Annotated in this window: 19 protein-coding genes; 9 read left to right on the top strand and 10 right to left on the bottom strand. The window is 27.1% G+C overall.

Annotated features, from left to right (window positions below; all coding sequences use genetic code 11):
- Positions 1–46: 46 nt before the first annotated feature.
- The 4 genes from murJ to GBG18_RS00565 all read right to left on the bottom strand — a co-directional run bounded on the left by murJ (position 47) and on the right by GBG18_RS00565 (position 4,382).
- Positions 47–1,348, bottom strand: a complete 1,302-nt coding sequence (murJ, locus tag GBG18_RS00580) for a murein biosynthesis integral membrane protein MurJ (protein ID WP_152187391.1) — start codon at positions 1,346–1,348, stop codon at positions 47–49.
- Complete coding sequence (locus GBG18_RS00575; protein ID WP_152187389.1) at positions 1,348–2,946, bottom strand: endonuclease/exonuclease/phosphatase family protein; 1,599 nt, start codon at positions 2,944–2,946, stop codon at positions 1,348–1,350. Before GBG18_RS00575 ends, murJ begins: the two co-directional genes overlap by 1 nt.
- A 52-nt stretch (positions 2,947–2,998) precedes the next feature.
- The gene (locus GBG18_RS00570; RefSeq protein ID WP_152187387.1) at positions 2,999–3,652 is read right to left on the bottom strand and encodes a ferritin family protein; all 654 of its coding nucleotides are present in this window, start codon (positions 3,650–3,652) and stop codon (positions 2,999–3,001) included.
- Between the two features lie 64 nt (positions 3,653–3,716).
- Entirely contained in the window at positions 3,717–4,382 is a 666-nt protein-coding gene (locus tag GBG18_RS00565) for a ferritin family protein (RefSeq protein ID WP_152187386.1), read from the bottom strand.
- 204 nt (positions 4,383–4,586) lie between these two features.
- On the opposite strand from GBG18_RS00565, the gene GBG18_RS00560 reads away from it, so the two are divergent.
- Entirely contained in the window at positions 4,587–4,991 is a 405-nt protein-coding gene (locus GBG18_RS00560) for a Fur family transcriptional regulator (protein ID WP_152187384.1), read from the top strand.
- 18 nt (positions 4,992–5,009) lie between these two features.
- On the opposite strand, the gene GBG18_RS00555 is transcribed toward GBG18_RS00560, so the two are convergent.
- On the bottom strand, positions 5,010–5,930 hold the full coding sequence (locus GBG18_RS00555) for a calcium/sodium antiporter (protein WP_152187383.1): 921 nt from the start codon (positions 5,928–5,930) through the stop codon (positions 5,010–5,012).
- A gap of 1 nt (position 5,931) precedes the next feature.
- Positions 5,932–6,351, bottom strand: a complete 420-nt coding sequence (gene ybeY / locus GBG18_RS00550) for an rRNA maturation RNase YbeY (protein WP_152187382.1) — start codon at positions 6,349–6,351, stop codon at positions 5,932–5,934.
- Positions 6,352–6,451: 100 nt separating this feature from the next.
- Here ybeY and GBG18_RS00545 point away from each other — a divergent pair, with 100 nt between their 5' ends.
- Positions 6,452–6,856, top strand: coding sequence for a thioesterase family protein (locus tag GBG18_RS00545; RefSeq protein ID WP_152187381.1), 405 nt, complete (start codon positions 6,452–6,454; stop codon positions 6,854–6,856).
- Between the two features lie 10 nt (positions 6,857–6,866).
- Here GBG18_RS00545 and radA read toward each other — a convergent pair whose 3' ends face one another.
- The 3 genes from radA to GBG18_RS00530 form a co-directional block, all read right to left on the bottom strand.
- A complete protein-coding gene (radA, locus tag GBG18_RS00540) occupies positions 6,867–8,216 on the bottom strand; it encodes a DNA repair protein RadA (RefSeq protein WP_152187380.1) in 1,350 nt (449 codons plus the stop codon).
- Positions 8,217–8,319: 103 nt separating this feature from the next.
- Positions 8,320–9,054: an IclR family transcriptional regulator gene (locus GBG18_RS00535; RefSeq protein WP_152187379.1), complete on the bottom strand. Its 735-nt coding sequence runs from the start codon at positions 9,052–9,054 to the stop codon at positions 8,320–8,322.
- A 42-nt stretch (positions 9,055–9,096) separates the two neighbouring features.
- Positions 9,097–9,660, bottom strand: a complete 564-nt coding sequence (locus tag GBG18_RS00530) for a DJ-1/PfpI family protein (RefSeq protein ID WP_152187378.1) — start codon at positions 9,658–9,660, stop codon at positions 9,097–9,099.
- A gap of 185 nt (positions 9,661–9,845) precedes the next feature.
- Here GBG18_RS00530 and GBG18_RS00525 point away from each other — a divergent pair, with 185 nt between their 5' ends.
- The 7 genes from GBG18_RS00525 to GBG18_RS00495 are packed head-to-tail and all read left to right on the top strand — an operon-like array spanning position 9,846 to position 15,594.
- Complete coding sequence (locus GBG18_RS00525; RefSeq protein ID WP_152187377.1) at positions 9,846–10,499, top strand: CDP-alcohol phosphatidyltransferase family protein; 654 nt, start codon at positions 9,846–9,848, stop codon at positions 10,497–10,499.
- Position 10,500: 1 nt separating this feature from the next.
- Complete coding sequence (locus GBG18_RS00520; RefSeq protein ID WP_152187376.1) at positions 10,501–11,433, top strand: phosphatidate cytidylyltransferase; 933 nt, start codon at positions 10,501–10,503, stop codon at positions 11,431–11,433.
- A 2-nt stretch (positions 11,434–11,435) separates the two neighbouring features.
- A complete protein-coding gene (locus GBG18_RS00515) occupies positions 11,436–12,056 on the top strand; it encodes a lysophospholipid acyltransferase family protein (protein WP_193311038.1) in 621 nt (206 codons plus the stop codon).
- Positions 12,057–12,073: 17 nt separating this feature from the next.
- Positions 12,074–13,372, top strand: coding sequence for an APC family permease (locus tag GBG18_RS00510; protein WP_152187375.1), 1,299 nt, complete (start codon positions 12,074–12,076; stop codon positions 13,370–13,372).
- 38 nt (positions 13,373–13,410) lie between these two features.
- Complete coding sequence (locus GBG18_RS00505; RefSeq protein WP_152187373.1) at positions 13,411–13,905, top strand: ribonuclease HI; 495 nt, start codon at positions 13,411–13,413, stop codon at positions 13,903–13,905.
- Positions 13,898–15,031, top strand: coding sequence for a DUF3095 domain-containing protein (locus GBG18_RS00500; RefSeq protein WP_152187372.1), 1,134 nt, complete (start codon positions 13,898–13,900; stop codon positions 15,029–15,031). The genes GBG18_RS00505 and GBG18_RS00500 overlap by 8 nt, the downstream gene beginning before the upstream one ends.
- Positions 15,028–15,594: a YqiA/YcfP family alpha/beta fold hydrolase gene (locus GBG18_RS00495; protein ID WP_152187370.1), complete on the top strand. Its 567-nt coding sequence runs from the start codon at positions 15,028–15,030 to the stop codon at positions 15,592–15,594. The genes GBG18_RS00500 and GBG18_RS00495 overlap by 4 nt, the downstream gene beginning before the upstream one ends.
- Here the strand turns inward: GBG18_RS00495 and GBG18_RS00490 are convergent.
- Positions 15,586–16,530, bottom strand: coding sequence for a lipid A deacylase LpxR family protein (locus GBG18_RS00490; RefSeq protein WP_152187368.1), 945 nt, complete (start codon positions 16,528–16,530; stop codon positions 15,586–15,588). The genes GBG18_RS00495 and GBG18_RS00490 overlap by 9 nt on opposite strands.
- Between the last annotated feature and the right edge of the window lie 97 nt (positions 16,531–16,627).

Below are 16,627 nucleotides of genomic sequence, written 5' to 3'. Positions count from 1 at the left end.
TAGCTAAATTGTAATTAATTACTAAAATTTAAAAATAGGGCTATTTTTATTTTTTAAACATCACAATAAATTTCTGAAATCCAAAAGCTTTTATTGTAAGAAAAAATAGAATAAAACCACTAAGAGTACTTGCAAATGCAAGACCAGCAGCTCCAAAAGGTTGAATTAAAAGTAGTGAAAAAACTATATTCCATCCTAAGCTATATACAGATATTTTTGCTGCTAAGAATTGTTGTTCTTTTGCATATAACCAAAGAGAGAAAATTTTTCCAATTCCAAAAGGAATAAGTCCAATTAAGTACATAGATAAAATTAATGCAGTATTTGTAGTATCAGTACTTGTAAATGCTCCACGTTCAAATAGTAAACTAATAATAAATTCATTAAAAAAAATACCAATAAAAGTAGAAATTGAAAGTAGACCTAATAAAATTAGAGAAGACTTTTTCATTAAAGCTAATGCTTTATTTTCATCTTTATTTTTAATACTTCTTGCAATCATTGGAAAAAGTGCAACAGAAGTAGCTATTGCAAATAGGGCAAGTGGAAGTTGAAAAACTCTATTTCCATAATAAAGATAAGAAATTGAACCTGTCATTAAAAATGAGGCTAGCCAAGTATCTATAAATGCCGAAAGATGAGTTGTTGAAGAGCCAACTGTTGCAGACATAAAGTTTTTATAAAATTTGTTTTCTTCTTTTTTCTTATGCTTTTTAAAATGAAATATTTTACATAAGTTTAATCTTTTAATTGCATATAAATGAACTAAAATTTGTAATAATCCACCTGCTAATACACCATAAGATAAATAAAATGTAATCTCATATTTTTCCATATTTTGTGATATTAAAAGTGCAGTTATCATTGTTAGATTTAAAAGAGCTGTTGAGTAAGCTGTTGTTGCAAAGTGATTTTTATATTGTAAAAGTGCAGCCATAAAGGTAACTATAAATATCATTGGTAAATAGTAAAAATTTATAGCAAATAAAGGAGCTGCTAAATCTATTGTTTCTTGATCAAAACCAATTGCAACTGCTTTTGCAACAAGTGATGAAAATAGACTTACTAAAAGTGAAAGAATAATCAAAAATCCAAATAGTTGTAAAAAGACTACAGAAGAGAATCTGATTTTATGATTTGATTTTGCATAAGCTGGAATAAAAGCTTGTGTAAAAGCCCCTTCTGCAAAGATTCTTCTAAATAAATTTGGTAGTTTAAAAGCAACAAAGAAGATATCAGAATAGATATTCGCTCCTAAAATAGAAGCTGTTAATAAATCTCTTATAAATCCTAAAATTCTAGATGTCAAAATACCTGTACTATTTGTAAAAATTGATTTTAATAGCATTAATTTCCTACTTGATAATCAGAACTTGAATGAATTAGTACTTGTGGAACACCTCTATAAACTCCAATATGTGCATTTTTAAAAGTTATAGTTTCATTTTGTTTTGGTAGGTCTTGTTTGTTTTTTGCAAATATTTTTATTGATTTACCTTTTAAGATAGTATTTGAATCATCTATATATAGTTTTCTTTTTTTTATCACGCCTCTTAAATTAAAAGCTATTTCATTTTGATTATTTGGATTGAAAATATCATTTTTCTTAGCATTTATAAATAAAGATTTATAGTTTTTAAATCGGCCATTTTCTTCTAAAACTGAAAATGAATCTACTTCTTTTAAGCCATTATAATCAACTATTTCATTTATTTGTAAAGTATATGAATATCCTAATTTTAGTTCTTGTGCATGCTTATAAATATAAATAGCTCTATTGTTTTTTTGTTTTATAATAGCACCTGTTTTTGTTTTATAAATAACAACTGCATCTTTTATAATTGCAGGTTCAATGAGTTTCATTTTATTATATAAGTCACTAATCTTATTTAGCTCTTTTTTACTATTTTTTTTAATTTCTTTAATAGGATTTGTTTTCTCTTTTGATGTTGAAAATGAAGCATAAATTGGTAAATGGTCAGAATACCCAGCTCCTACGTGAACTTTATTGTACCTATTCCCTTTCATTTGCCATCTTAAAACTTTGTTATTTCTATAAAGATAATTTGGCTTAAAAACTTTAAAAGATTTGTGAATATACGAAATATTTTTTGTATCAAGAAGTGCAGGAGATAGAATAATATTATCAGGAGTATTACTTTGTGTTCTATATTTATTTGAAAATCTATCATTTGATGGAAGGTCTAACCAAAGATTGAAATGCACTTTTCTTTTTTGTTTTAAAACATCATCATAAGTAATATATTTATTTTCTACTGTTGTATTTAATACTTGATTTATTCCAGTAATACCAGAAGTATTATTTAATTTTTTATTATATTTAAAACTTCTATTTTCATCATAATTCGAATTAAAATCTCCTAATAAAATATAGTCATAATCTCTTGGAAGTTTTGAAAGTCTATCTTGAAGCTTTTTAGCAAACTTAACTCTATAACTTTCAGCTACTCTTTTTGAAGGCCAATGATTGTTGAAAATTTTAAACTCTTTATTTTCAATTTCAAAAGTAGTTTCTAAAATAGGTCTAAAGATTTTATTTGTAAACTTTACATCAATTTGTCTATTGCTTTTTATTTTAATTTTTGATAAAAATCCAACGCCAACTGATGATCTTGAATATTTTGCAAAAGAGGAATATTTATAAGAGGGTAGTTTTTTTAATAAAAGTTGAAGTACAGCTCTATTTTCTATTTCTTGAAGAGCAATAATATCAGCATTAATATCTTTTATTACTTTTACTGCATTATTTATCTTAATATTGAAGTTATTTTGATTCCATTTTGAAGAAGTATTTGGAATAAACTCTTTATATTCGCTATTTTGTTTTTTTAAATCAAATAAATTTTCAGCGTTATAACTAGCAATGACGAAATCTTTTGCATATATATTTAATGCAAATAAACATAATAGAACTATTTTAAACAAGGAATATCTCCGGTAATTTTTTCTTATATTACCAAAGATATCCTTTTTTTTATTACTTTTTAGAATTTAATCTTGATTGATACTCTTGAGGATGCTTACAAACAGGACAAACTTTTAAAGCTTTTTTCCCTCTATGAACATGTCCACATACTTCACAAATCCACTCTTCATCTGCATCATCACTTTCATGCTCTGCACCAGTTTCAAGTCTTTTTAATAGATTTCGATACATGTTTTCATGTTCAACTTCAATCTTACCAATACCTGCTAATATTCTTGCTACTTCTTTATGCTCTTCTTCTTTTGCAATTGCTGCAAAGTCTGGATACATTGTAACATTTTCATAAGATTCACCTTCAATTGCATATTTAAGGTTTTCAACAGTATCTCCAAACTCTTTACCCATTGTCATTTGGTTATACATTTTAAGCTCAAGTTTTGCATGCATTTTTTCATTATTTGCAGCTCTTTGGAAATGTTCTGCAATATCTCTATAACCCTCTTTTTGAGCTATTTTTGCAAAATATTCATACTTGTTTCTAGCCATTGATTCACCAGCAAAAGCTTTCATTAAATTAACAGCAGTTAAGTTTTCTGTAATCATTTCCATTTTTTCACCACAACAGTGAAGTGCTCCACCACCAACATTTTGTACTTCTACTTCATTTCCACATTTATTACATCTATACGTTTCATACTGTCTCATATTAGTTCCTCTTATATTTTAATATAAGTAATTCTATTCCTATTCTTATAAAATTACTCTTAAATTATCCTACAGTTACGTCTTTATTTCTTTTTTTGAAGTACTCTTTTTCAACTGCACATAAAGGACATTGTTTTGGTGGCTTTTTACCTCTATGAACATGACCACATACTTCACAAACCCACTCTTCATCTTTATCATCTGATTCTAAAAAGCCTTCATTAATTAACTCTTCTTTTAATTCTAAGTATTCTCTTTCATGTTCAACTTCAACTTTTCCAATTCCTTTAAACATTCTTGCTATTTCTTTTAAACCTTCTTCTTTTGCAATTGCTTCAAAGTTTGGATACATCTCTTCATGTTCATATTTTTCACCATCAGCTGCATATTGAATATTTTTAGCAGTAGAGTCTAACTCAACATTATTAACTAATTTATTATAAGCTTTTAATTCAGCAATTGCATGGTATTTTTCATTTTCAGCTGCTTCTTTAAAAAATCTTGCAATTCTATGTAAACCTTCTTCAAATGCAATTTCTGCAAAAAATTCATATTTATTTCTAGCTTGTGATTCACCAGCAAAAGCTTTCATTAAATTAACCGCAGTTAAGTTTTCTGTAATCATATCCATTTCAGTTCCACAACATGATAATTTTGCTTTATCGTTTGCTTCTTGTACTTCTACTTCACATCCACATGCGTTACATTTATATGTTTGATATTGTTTCATTTTCTTATTTCCTATTTAGCTTAATTTTTATTAGAGGATAATTTTTATCCTTTGAAGAATTATAGTGGAACTAAACTTAAAGGAAAATTATTATCATATAAGAAAATTTATGTTATACTATATTTTTAAAATAAATTACAAAATATAAAATTATGTGAAAATAAATATAGAATATTGTATTATTTCACAAAAGGAAGAGTAAACATGACAAATTATACAGTTTTATTAAAAAATTATGATTTGAAAGTAACACCTCAAAGAGTTGCTATTGTTGAAGAACTTTATTTAAATGGTCATATGAATATTGATGATTTATACCATAAGTTACTTGCAAAGTTTCCTTCTATTTCACTTGCTACTATATATAAGAATATTAATGCAATGGTTGAAAAGGTTTTTCTTTCAGAAGTAAAAGTACCAAATGCTAAGTCAGTTTTTGAGTTAGTAAAAGAAGAGCATGCTCATTTAGTGTGTTCTGAATGTGGAAATATTGAAGATGTAAGTTTAGATATTTCAAGCGTTTTAACTGAGGTTACTTCTAAGAGTCAATTTAAAATTGACTCTACAAATTTAGTTCTTTCAGGACTATGTTGTAACTGTAATAAATAAAATATTATAGTCTAGCTCTTAAGCTAGACTATTTTGTACTACTAAAGCTAAAATTACCATCAAAGCAATTCCCGCAGATTTATTATAAAGTTTATTTGCAGTTATAAATACTAGCATTAAAGATGCAATAAATGCAGCTGTAATATCAAAGAAGTTTGCGTTAAAATCTACATTTAATGGATTTATTAAAGATGATACTCCTAAAACCATTGTAAAGTTTGCAACATTTGAACCTATAATATTTCCAATAGCTAAATCTGTATTATTATTTAAAGCAGATTTAATTGAAATAGTAAGTTCAGGTAAAGATGTACCAAAGGCTATTAAAAATAGTCCAATAATCCATTCTGAAATACCAAACTCTCTTGCAATATTTGATGCACTATCAATTGCAAAATCAGCACCAGCAACAACGAATATAAATCCAATTATTAATAAACCTGAAGTTTTTCCCCATTCAAATTTCTCTTTTAAAATCTCTTCATCTAACTCTTCAATTGAATCACTAGAAATTAAGAACATTAAATAACCAGCCATTAAAATTAGAAATAAGATACCATCAACAAAATTTATTTTTCCATCAATTCCCATTAGAATAAATGCTAATATTGGGAATAAAGACCATGCTGAATCTTTTGCAAATAAATCTCTTGTAGGATTAACTTTTTTAGCTATTAAAAATACAACCCCTAAGACCAAGGAGATATTAAATATTGTACTTCCTATAACATTTGCAACTGCAATATCTGCACTTCCTTTCATTGAAGCTGACATTGAAACTGCCATTTCAGGTAGTGAAGTTCCAAGTGCAATTAAGGTAGCACCTATTACAAAGCTTGAAATATTGTAGTGTAGTGCAATCTTTTCACTTTGTTCGATTATAAAGTCAGCACCATATATAAGTGCTGCCATTGAGATGACAAATATAAATATATCCATTTTATGAATTCCTTACTATTAAGCTATTTGGTAAATTAAATTGTTTGATTAATTCTTCTTCTTTTGTTCTATGTTCACCTGAGTCAATCTCATGATCAAATCCTAGTAAATGTAAAAGTCCATGAATAAATAAAAGAAAAAACTCTTCTTCTTGTGTATGTTTGTACTCTTTTGCTTTCTCTTCTACAAAATCTAAAGAGATAACAATAGAGCCTAATGGCATATTCGGCATTTCAAACTCTAAAGGAAAGCTAAGAACATCTGTAGCTTTATCTATATTTCTGTGTTGCTTATTTAATTCTTGAATTTCCTCATTATTTACAATAAGTAATTCTATATCTTTTGAAGTTAAAGAAGAAGTAATATCTTCAAGTATTGAAGTATTTATATCAAATGAAGTATTATTTTCTATATCAATCATTATTTACCTTTTAATTTTCGCGAGTATAGCTAATTTTTGCAAATTAAAAGTTTAATTATAATAAAGTTATCTATGTATAAGAATTATGTAAGGAGTTAATGTGAATTTAGAAATTGGAACAAAAGATAGTATTGAGTTTAAAGTTAAAAATAGTGATTTAGCAAGTAATTTAAATATTTCAAAAGATGATGGTTTTCCTGATGTTTTTGCAACAGCAAGACTTGTCGCTTTAATGGAGTGTTCGGCTGCAAAAATATTAATACCTTTCTTAAAAGAGGGTGAACTTTCAGTTGGAGTTAATGTAAATGTAACACATTTAGCTGCAACATTAGAAGGTGATATTGCTGTATCAACTGCAACTTTTGATGGAATGGAAGGAAAACTTTATAAGTTTTCTATTGAAGTTGTTGATTCTGGTGGAAAAATAGGAACAGGAACTCATACAAGAGCTATAGTTTCAACTGAAAGATTAATGTCAGGGGCAAAGAAAAGAGTTAGTAAATAATAGAACTATTTTAAAATAGTTCTATCATTTTTGATACTTCATCTACAGGGAAGCATTTAAGATTTAGTTTCATATTAGGTTTTTGAGCAATTACTGCTTTTTGAATACCTTGTGCTTGAGCTTCTTTTAATCTCATATCTATTGAGAAAACATCTTTTATTTCACCTGTTAATGAAACTTCTCCAATAAATACTGACTCTTTAGAAATTGGTCTATCTCTAAAAGATGAAATAATAGCAGCAACAACAGCCAAATCAGCAGAACTCTCTTTTATTTTTATGCCACCACTTATATTTACAAATACATCATAGTGATTTAATGGTAAATCAATCTTTTTTTCTAATAGGGCTAAAAGCATATTTAATCTTGCTCCATCAAATCCTGTAGCACTTCGTTTTGGATTTGGGTTTGTACTCTCTGTTACTAAAGCTTGAACTTCTAGGATTAAAGCTCTACTTCCTTCCATTACAATAGTAAGGGCTGAACCACTTTGAGCTTTAGATTTATCAAAAAATTTTGATGTAATATCTTTAGCACTTACTAAACCTTCATTTGTCATTTCAAAAATACCAATTTCAGAAGTGGAACCAAATCTATTTTTAAAACCTCTAAGCATTCTAAGCTCTTTACTAGATTCACCCTCAAAGTATAATACAGTATCAACCATATGCTCTAAAACTCTAGGTCCAGCGATACTTCCATCTTTTGTAATATGTCCAATTATAAACATTGCAATATTTGATTCTTTTGCTTTTCTCATAAGTTCAAAGGTGATTTCTCTAACTTGTGATACAGAACCAGGTGCACTTGTAAGATTTGATGAGTAAATAGTTTGAATAGAATCAATAATAACAACTTCATAATTTACTCTTAAAAGCTCATCTTGAATCTCTTCAAGTTTAATCTCACTTAATAAATATACATCATCATGGTTTGCTTCTAGTCTATTTGCACGTAGCTTTATCTGTCCAGCGCTCTCTTCTCCTGATACATAAAGTACTTTTTTCCCGCTTGCTGCAATTGAACCTGCTACTTTTAAAAGTAAAGTTGACTTTCCAACTCCTGGACTTCCCCCAATTAAAGTAAGACTTCCTGGAACTATTCCTCCACCTAAAACTAAATCAAACTCATCATTATTTGATGAGAATCTTATTACATCATCTTGTTTTATTTGAGTAATTGGAACTGCTTTAGTATCAGTGTTTATAACTTTTGATGTCTGTTTTAAAACTTCTTGTTGGTCTTGATTTAACTCTACAAATGAATCCCATGAGCCACAGTTTGGACATTTTCCTAGCCATTTTGTAGCTTGTTCTCCACAGTGTTGACATTCAAATAGTGATGTTTTTTTCTTTGCCATATTTTAACCTTTTAAATCTTACGCTGATTGTATATTGTTTTTGTTTAATATATTTTATAGTAAAGTGAAGAAAAGCTACTAAAATATTACAATTTGTGATATATTAATATACTATCTCATATTTTGATACTAAATCAGAAATATTATTTCCAATTTCTAATATCTTATTTAAATCCAAACGTGTAGAACTTCCTGAAATACCAACAGCAGCTATTAGGATGTTTTCCTTATTAAATAAAGGAACAGCAACACAACACATACCATCTTGATATTCTTTGTTATCTATTGAAAACCCTCTGTTTCTTACTTTTTGCAAATCATCTTCTAATTTTTTTATATCTGTAATTGTAGTACTTGTATACTGATTGAGTTTTATTTTTTCTAAGTCATAGTTTCCAAAGGCTAGAATAGATTTACCAATTGCATTTGTATGAAGCTGAGCATGAACACCTATATTATTTCGTGTTTTAATAGCCCTTTTTGAAAAATCAATTTGATTTAAATATAACATCTTATAATTATCAAATATTCCAATATATGCACATTCTCCTGTGCTTTTTGCTATATCTTCTAATAAAATATTTGTTTTATTAATCAGAAGTTCTATTTTTGTACTTTGATTTGTTTTATCTGCAATTGAGTTTGCAATTATTTCATTTGAGTTTTCTAAATAAGAAATAAAACCTTCATCTTTTAGCGTTTGTAAAAGTCTTGACATTGTACTTTTGTCAATATTCAGACTTTTACATAAAGTTTTTGCAAGTATTGGTTTTCCATGGTCAACAATACTTTTATATACTTTTAAACCCTTTGATAAAGATTTTATTTGATTTGGCATGAAGCACTCTTTTTTGAATAATTATATCATATACTATGATTTTTATTTTATCATTTCGTGAAATTTAGCTAACCATTCAGGATGAGCGGGCCATGCTGCTGCTGTTACTAAGTTGCCATCAACTATTGCACTTTCAAAACCAATGTCAGTCCATGTTCCACCAGCTAGTGATACATCTGGAGCACAAGCAGGATAACAAGAACAAGTTTTATCTTGAATTACATTAGCTGCTGCTAATAATAAAATACCATGACAAACAGAAGCAATTGGTTTATTTGAATTATTAAAGTTTTGTACAATTTGGATAACTCTTTGATTTAACCTAATATATTCAGGAGATCTTCCTCCTGGAATTAATAAAGCATCATAATCATTTTCATTAATATCTTCAAAAGATGCATTTAGAGTAAAGTTATGTCCTGGCTTTTCAGTATATGTTTGATCACCTTCAAAATCATGAATAGCTGTTTTTATTTGCTCACCTTCTTTTTTATCTGGGCATACAACATCAACTTTGTAACCTAACATTTTCAAACACTGAAAAGGAACCATTATCTCGTAGTCTTCTACAAAGTCACCTGCTAAAACTAAAATTTTCTTTGTCATTTATAATCCTTTTATTTTATATTTTGAATAGTTTAAGAAAATAAAAATTAAACAAAAATTTATTTAAAATGTACTTTTTATGAGTTTCACATAATGAAACTACTTTTATTCTGATAAAAGCAGAAAGCTATATTTTTTAGACTAATTAGTTTATAATACGTTCAAAATTCCTAAGGAAAATTAATATGTCAAATGAAGACTTAAGAAGACCTCTTAAAGTTAGAGGTGCTACATGGTCAAAAAATATAGCAAGTTACTTAAGTAAGAAAGATATAACTCCAAACCAAATATCTATTGCAAGTATAGTTTTTAGTATAATCGCTTCTATATTTATTTTATTAATACCATCTGCTATTTCATATCAAGAAATTTTATTTCCAATTTTGGCTACTATATTTATTCAAATGAGGCTTTTATGTAATTTATTTGATGGAATGGTTGCTCTTGAGGGTGGAAAAAGTACTAAATCAGGTGAGCTTTATAACGATATACCAGATAGAGTTTCTGATTCTATTTTGTTTATAGCACTTGGATATTCACTAACAACTTTTACATTTTCTATTGAATTAGGATATTTAGCAGCATTATTTGCAATGATGACTGCGTATATAAGAGTATTAGGTTCAAGTATGAATGCAGGGGCTTGTTTTAAAGGTCCTATGGCAAAACAACATAGAATGGCAATTTTAACTTTTTCTTTAATCTTTAGTATTTTTGAAAGTATGATATTTGAACAAAACTATATACTTTTTATTGCACTTCTTATTATTACAATAGGGTCTTTTTTAACTGTAGTAAATCGTACTTTTTTTATATATAAAACTTTAGAAGGTAAATAAGATGTTTAGTATTGAACAAAATTCATTAAATGGCATGATTGCAGTTATACTTGTATTACTTATATCAACTCTAATATATTTATATAAACAAAATAAGAACAAAGAAGTTGATTACACTGAGTTAAAACTTAGAATAAAATCTTGGTGGTGGATGATTGCTATTGTATTTATATCACTTAGTTTTAGTTCACAAACTGCAATTATATTTTTTGCTTTTCTTTCATTTTTAGCTTTAAAAGAGTTTTTATCAATTATCTCAATTAGACATGTAGATAGACGTGCAATATTTTGGGTTTATTTATCTATTCCATTGCAGTATTATTGGGTAAGTATTGAATGGTATGGAATGTTTATTATCTTTATACCAATCTTTTTATTCTTATTTATACCAATTAGATTAGTAATTATTGGAGAAACAGATGGTTTTATAAACTCAGCTTCTGTAATTCATTGGGCTGCTATGCTTACTGTTTTTAGTATTAGTCATATTGCTTATTTATTGACTTTACCTGTTCAAAACTCTCTTGCTGGAAGTATAGGTCCTGTTTTATTTTTACTTTTTATGACACAGTTTAACGATGTATCTCAATATGTTTTTGGTAAGTTATTTGGTAAAAATAAAATCATTCCAAAAGTTAGTCCAAATAAAACATGGGAAGGTTTTATAGGTGGAGTTGTAACTGTAACTTTAATTTCAGGATTAGTTGCACCTTATTTAACATCATTAGATATGTTATATGGATTTTTAGCAGGATTTCTAATCTCTGTGTTTGGTTTCTTTGGCGATGTAGTAATTTCAAGTTTAAAAAGAGATATAAAGATAAAAGATACAGGAACTTTAATTCCAGGACATGGTGGAATCTTAGATAGATTAGATAGTTTACTTTATACTGCTCCTATTTTCTTTCACTTTTTATATTATGTGAAGTATTAGTCGTGAGTAGTAGATATATAAAAGTACTATTTTTTGCTTTAATTATACGTCCTATTGTATTTGTAATTTTAGGTTTAAATATAAAAAATCGTGAAAAACTACCATTTGGAGAAGGAGCAATTATTGCACCAAATCATAATAGTCATCTTGATACGATGGTAATTATGAGTTTATATCCATTAAATCAAATTCATAAAATAAGACCAGTTGCTGCTGCTGATTATTTTATGAAAAATAAGTTCACATCATGGATTTCAATAAATTGTATTGGAATTATTCCACTTGATAGATCAGGTTCTGCATCACCTGAAGAGTTATTTAAAGAATCTTATGAAGCTTTAGATAATGGAGATATTTTAATACTATTTCCAGAAGGAAGTAGAGGAAAACCTGAAGAGATAAGTCGTTTAAAAAAAGGGCTTTATTATATGATTAAAGACAGAGCTAATACTCCTGTTATTCCTATTCATATGGAAGGTTTAGGAAATTCTTTGCCAAAAGGTGAAGCTTTATTTGTACCTTTTAACTGTGATGTTTGTATTGGTGATGCATTACTACCTTCAAGTAATTCAAAAGAGTTTAATCAACAATTAAAAACCTTCTTTGAAAATTCAGTGAAGTAAAGAAAGATTATAATTATATGTCACATATTCATAGAAAAAGAGATAAAAATTTAGGAGTTCTTGAACTCGTGGCCATTGCCTTAGGTGGAATGGTAGGTGGTGGAATATTTACTGTTTTAGGTATTTCTGTTTCTATGATTGGTGTTTATACTCCTTTAGCTTTTATTGTAGGAGGTGCCTTAGCATTTCTTGCTGTTTATTCATATATAAAATTGGCAGTCTTTTATAAAGATGAGGGAGCAACATACTCTTTTTTTAAAAGAACATTTCCAAACTCAAGCTTAGCTGCATCTTTAATTGCTTGGTGGGTTATCTTTGGTTATATAAGTACTTTAGCTTTATATGCATATACTTTTTCTTCTTATGCAATTAGTGCTTTTACTTTTGCAGATAATGAAATAATTAGAAAAATAGTTGCTGGTCTTATTATATTGATTTTTACATTAGTAAATATCTGGAGTGTAAAAGGAATGGGTAAGCTTGAAGACATAATGGTTTATACAAAACTTGTGATTTTAACAATAATCTCATTTGTTCTTATAAATAATTCAAATACAACAATTCCTGTTTTAATACAAAATAATGAAGAATTAAATATCTTTTCAATTTTGCTTGTAGCTTCTTTAACATTTGTTGCTTTTGAAGGGTTCCAACTTGTAATTAATGCCGTTAATGAAATGGAAAAACCAGAAATTAATATTCCTAAATCAATATATATATCATTGTTTTTAGCAATGCTAATTTATTTTATACTCTCTTATGGTGCAATAATATCAATACCTTTTGATGTAATAATTCAAAATGAAGAGTATGCTCTAGCATCAGGAGCTGAAAAAATATTAGGACATTGGGGAACAGATTTAGTAATACTTGGAGCTTTATTAGCAACAAGTAGTGCAATTAGTGGTACACTTTTTGGTGCATCAAGACAAATGTCTGTAATTGCTAAAGATGGGTATTCCCCTCAAATTTTAAGTAAACGTAAAAACAATATTCCATATATGGCAATAATTATTATGGCTGTATTCTCTTTTTTATTGATTTTACTTGGAGATTTAAAAGTTATTTTAGAGTTTAGTAGTGTTACTTTTTTATTAGTTTCACTTCTTATGGCTTATGCAAATTTTAAAATATACAAAAAAACTTCATCCTCTTTATTTCTTACAATTTTAGCTATGTTTGGATTATTTCTAGGAATGGTGTTGATTTTATATTATGAATATACAACACAAGTTGAGCAACTCTATTTTATAGCTAGCTTGTATATTGTTCTTACAATTGGAGCATTTTTATACTCTTTTCAAAGAAAAAAATAGTTAAATAATGTTATTATTCATCATTAAAGAGGATGATGATGGAACAAATAATATTATTTTGTGATGGAAGTGTTAATCCACAAAGAAAAATAGGCTTTGGAGCTTATTTTATTTATAATCAAAAACTAATAAATCAAAATATAAAAATTAAAAAGTTTGAAGAGACTTCTTCAACTAAATTAGAACTTGAGGTTTTACTTTGGGCCTTTGATGATTTAAAATTTGAAAAAGATGAAATTCTAATATATACTGATTGTCAAAATATACTTGGGCTAGAGAAAAGAAGAGAAAAATTAGAGTTAAATGATTATTATACAAGTACTGGCAAAATAGTTAAAAACCATGAGCTTTATAAGAAATTTTATAAAAGAATAGATGCTATAAATGAAAATACTAACTGTAGTTTTAAAAAAGTAAAGGGTCATAAGAAAACAAAAGAAAAAGATGAGATTGATAAGCTATTTAATTTAGTAGATAAAGCTTCAAGAAAAGCTTTACGTGAATATTTAAAAGAAGAAAATTGTAATGAATGAAGATTTTTATTTAAATTTAAAGCAAATAGATGATTTATACTCTTTATCAAACAATGAGTTTTATGAAAGTGCTCCTAAAGATTGGTTTGTTGTTGTTTCTGATGTAATAGGATCAACTAAGGCAATTGAGGCAGGAAAGTATAAAGAAGTAAATATGGTTGGAGCTTTGAGTATTATCTCTATTTTAAATATCAAGAAGAGTTTGGATATACCTTTTGTGTTTGGAGGTGATGGTTCTTTTTTATTAATTCCTAAATCAATATACAATCAAACTGCACAAGCACTGCTTGCTGTAAAAAAAATTGCTAAAGAGTCTTATTCTTTAAATTTACGAGTTGGTATTATTTCTATTGAAGAGATTATTAAAAGACATAAGCAAATTTTAATTACTAAATATAAAGTTTCAAAAGATTATACTCAAGCTTTAATCAAAGGTGGAGGCTTAGAGTTATGTGATGAGCTTTTAAAATCAAGTGATGAATATCTAATAAAAGAAAAAGTTGATGATACTTTTAAGCTTGATATAAGTGGCTTAGAGTGTAGATGGAAAGCTATAAAAACTCCAAAAGAAGAGAATCTTTCTATAATTATTAAAGCTTTTGATGAAAGTCATTATGAAAAAATATTAAGAGACTTAGATGAAATTTTAGGTAATAATACTCTTAGACATCCAATTATAGATGAAAATTTAAAACTAAGTTTTAAAAGTAAAGAATTAAATGTAGAAGCTTCTATTTATTCTAAAAGTTATATTATAAAACATTTGATAAGTTTAAAATTTAAGTTAATTAATGCATTAGGTGCTTATTTAATAAAAAATAAAGTATCATTATGGGGTAATTATAAAGATAAAATAATAAAAACTGCAGATACTGAAAAATTTGATGATATGCTACGAATGGTAGTTGCAACTAGTTTTGAACAAACAAAAAAGCTTGAAACTTATTTAGAAGATGAATCAAAAAATAAAAATTTACAATATGGTTTGCATAAGTCAGATTCATCTTTAATGACATGTCTTATTTTTCAAAGACATGGGAAACATATACATTTTGTTGATGGTTCAAATGGTGGATATGCAAGTGCAGCGAAAAATTTGAAAAATAGTTTAAAAGGACAAAAATGATTATATATATACATGGATTTGCAAGTGCAGGCTTTGGTGTTAAAGCACAAAAGTTTTTAGAATATTTTGAAGAAGAAATGATAACTCCAACTCTGCCAACAATTCCTGCTTTAGCAATAGCAACTTTAGAGCAAATAATTGAAGCTTTTATAAATCGTGGAATAAAAGTATCTTTAATAGGTTCATCACTTGGTGGATTTTATGCCCTTTTTCTTGCAAATAAGTATGATTTAAAAGCTGTATTAATAAACCCTGCTGTAATTCCCTGGATTACTTTAGAAAGCTATAGAAAAGATGAAGAAGAGATGGCTATAAATTATTACGATAATTCAAAATTTGAATTTAATCATTCTCATGTGCAATCTCTAAGAAACTTTGAAGTTGTAATGCTTAAGAATCCTAGTAATATTTTAACACTTTTACAAACAGATGATGAGGTATTGGATTATAATGAAGCTGCTGATAAATTAGAAGAAACAGAGCTTATTATAGAAGATGGTGGAAGTCACTCTTTTGAAGATATTGAAAGATATTTTAGAAAAGTTTCTACTTTTTTAGAATAAATATACTAAAGATATTCCAGCCCAATTTGAATTATCATTTTTTATAAATAGAGATTTATTAGTTTTATAATTAAATGATATTATATAATCTTGAAAATAGCTATCAAGAGAAATTATTTGACTTAATGTTCCTTTGATTTTTTCAAGATTATAAGACTTATCATAATCATTTACGTAAAAAAAATCAGTATATGTATAAGCTAAACCATAAGATATAGACCAATTTATATCTTTACTGTTTTTTCTTTTAATATTTAATTGTTTATTTTCATTTGAACCTATAAGTCTTCCTACTGTATTAAAGTTATCAGGGTATCCTTTTCCATATCTAATCATAGAGCTTATATTTACCGCACGATTATAGTTTCCTAAATCAATTCTAAAACTATTATTTATATCTAGTTTCCCATAGTCAAAGGTTTTTTTATAAGATTTATGTCCAAAATTATAAGAAAAATTATATAAAAAATCATCTTTTAGTTGATTATCCCATCCTTTGGGTTGGGTATTCCCTGTAATATTATGAAAGGCTTTTTGAAACTGCTCACTTTTAGTACTCTTTCCAACCATTCCTAAAGTTAACATATACTTATGAAAAAAAGATTCATTCCATTTATAAATAAAAAAATCTAAATTTACAATACCTGCATATGGCAAGTCACCAACTATTTTATTCTTTTGTTTTATAGTACTTGGCGTAAAAGTCAATCTACTAAAAGCTAATCCAAAATTTGCATTTTTAGTTTGAGAAAAAGGTGTTGGAATTTTATTAATAAAACTATTTTCATATGAATTACTTACATATACAATAGAAGTTCCATTTGTATAGTGTTTGTCTTCTTTATCTATAACATCATTTTCAAGGTAAAGAGATAAACTTTGTGAATAAGCTGTAAGTGTAAAAAAAATACTTGTAATTATAATAGATGTTTTCATAGTATAATCCTTAATAGAGTATACACTTTTTTAATTTAATAATATTTAAAAGTATTGATATATAATATATAGATATTAAATATTAATTTAAATAATA

The organism is Poseidonibacter ostreae (genome assembly GCF_009208075.1).
Taxonomy (GTDB): Bacteria; Campylobacterota; Campylobacteria; order Campylobacterales; family Arcobacteraceae; genus Poseidonibacter; species Poseidonibacter ostreae.
The sequence above is the reverse complement of the archived record's forward strand: the minus strand, read 5'-3'. Positions and strand labels throughout refer to the sequence as shown.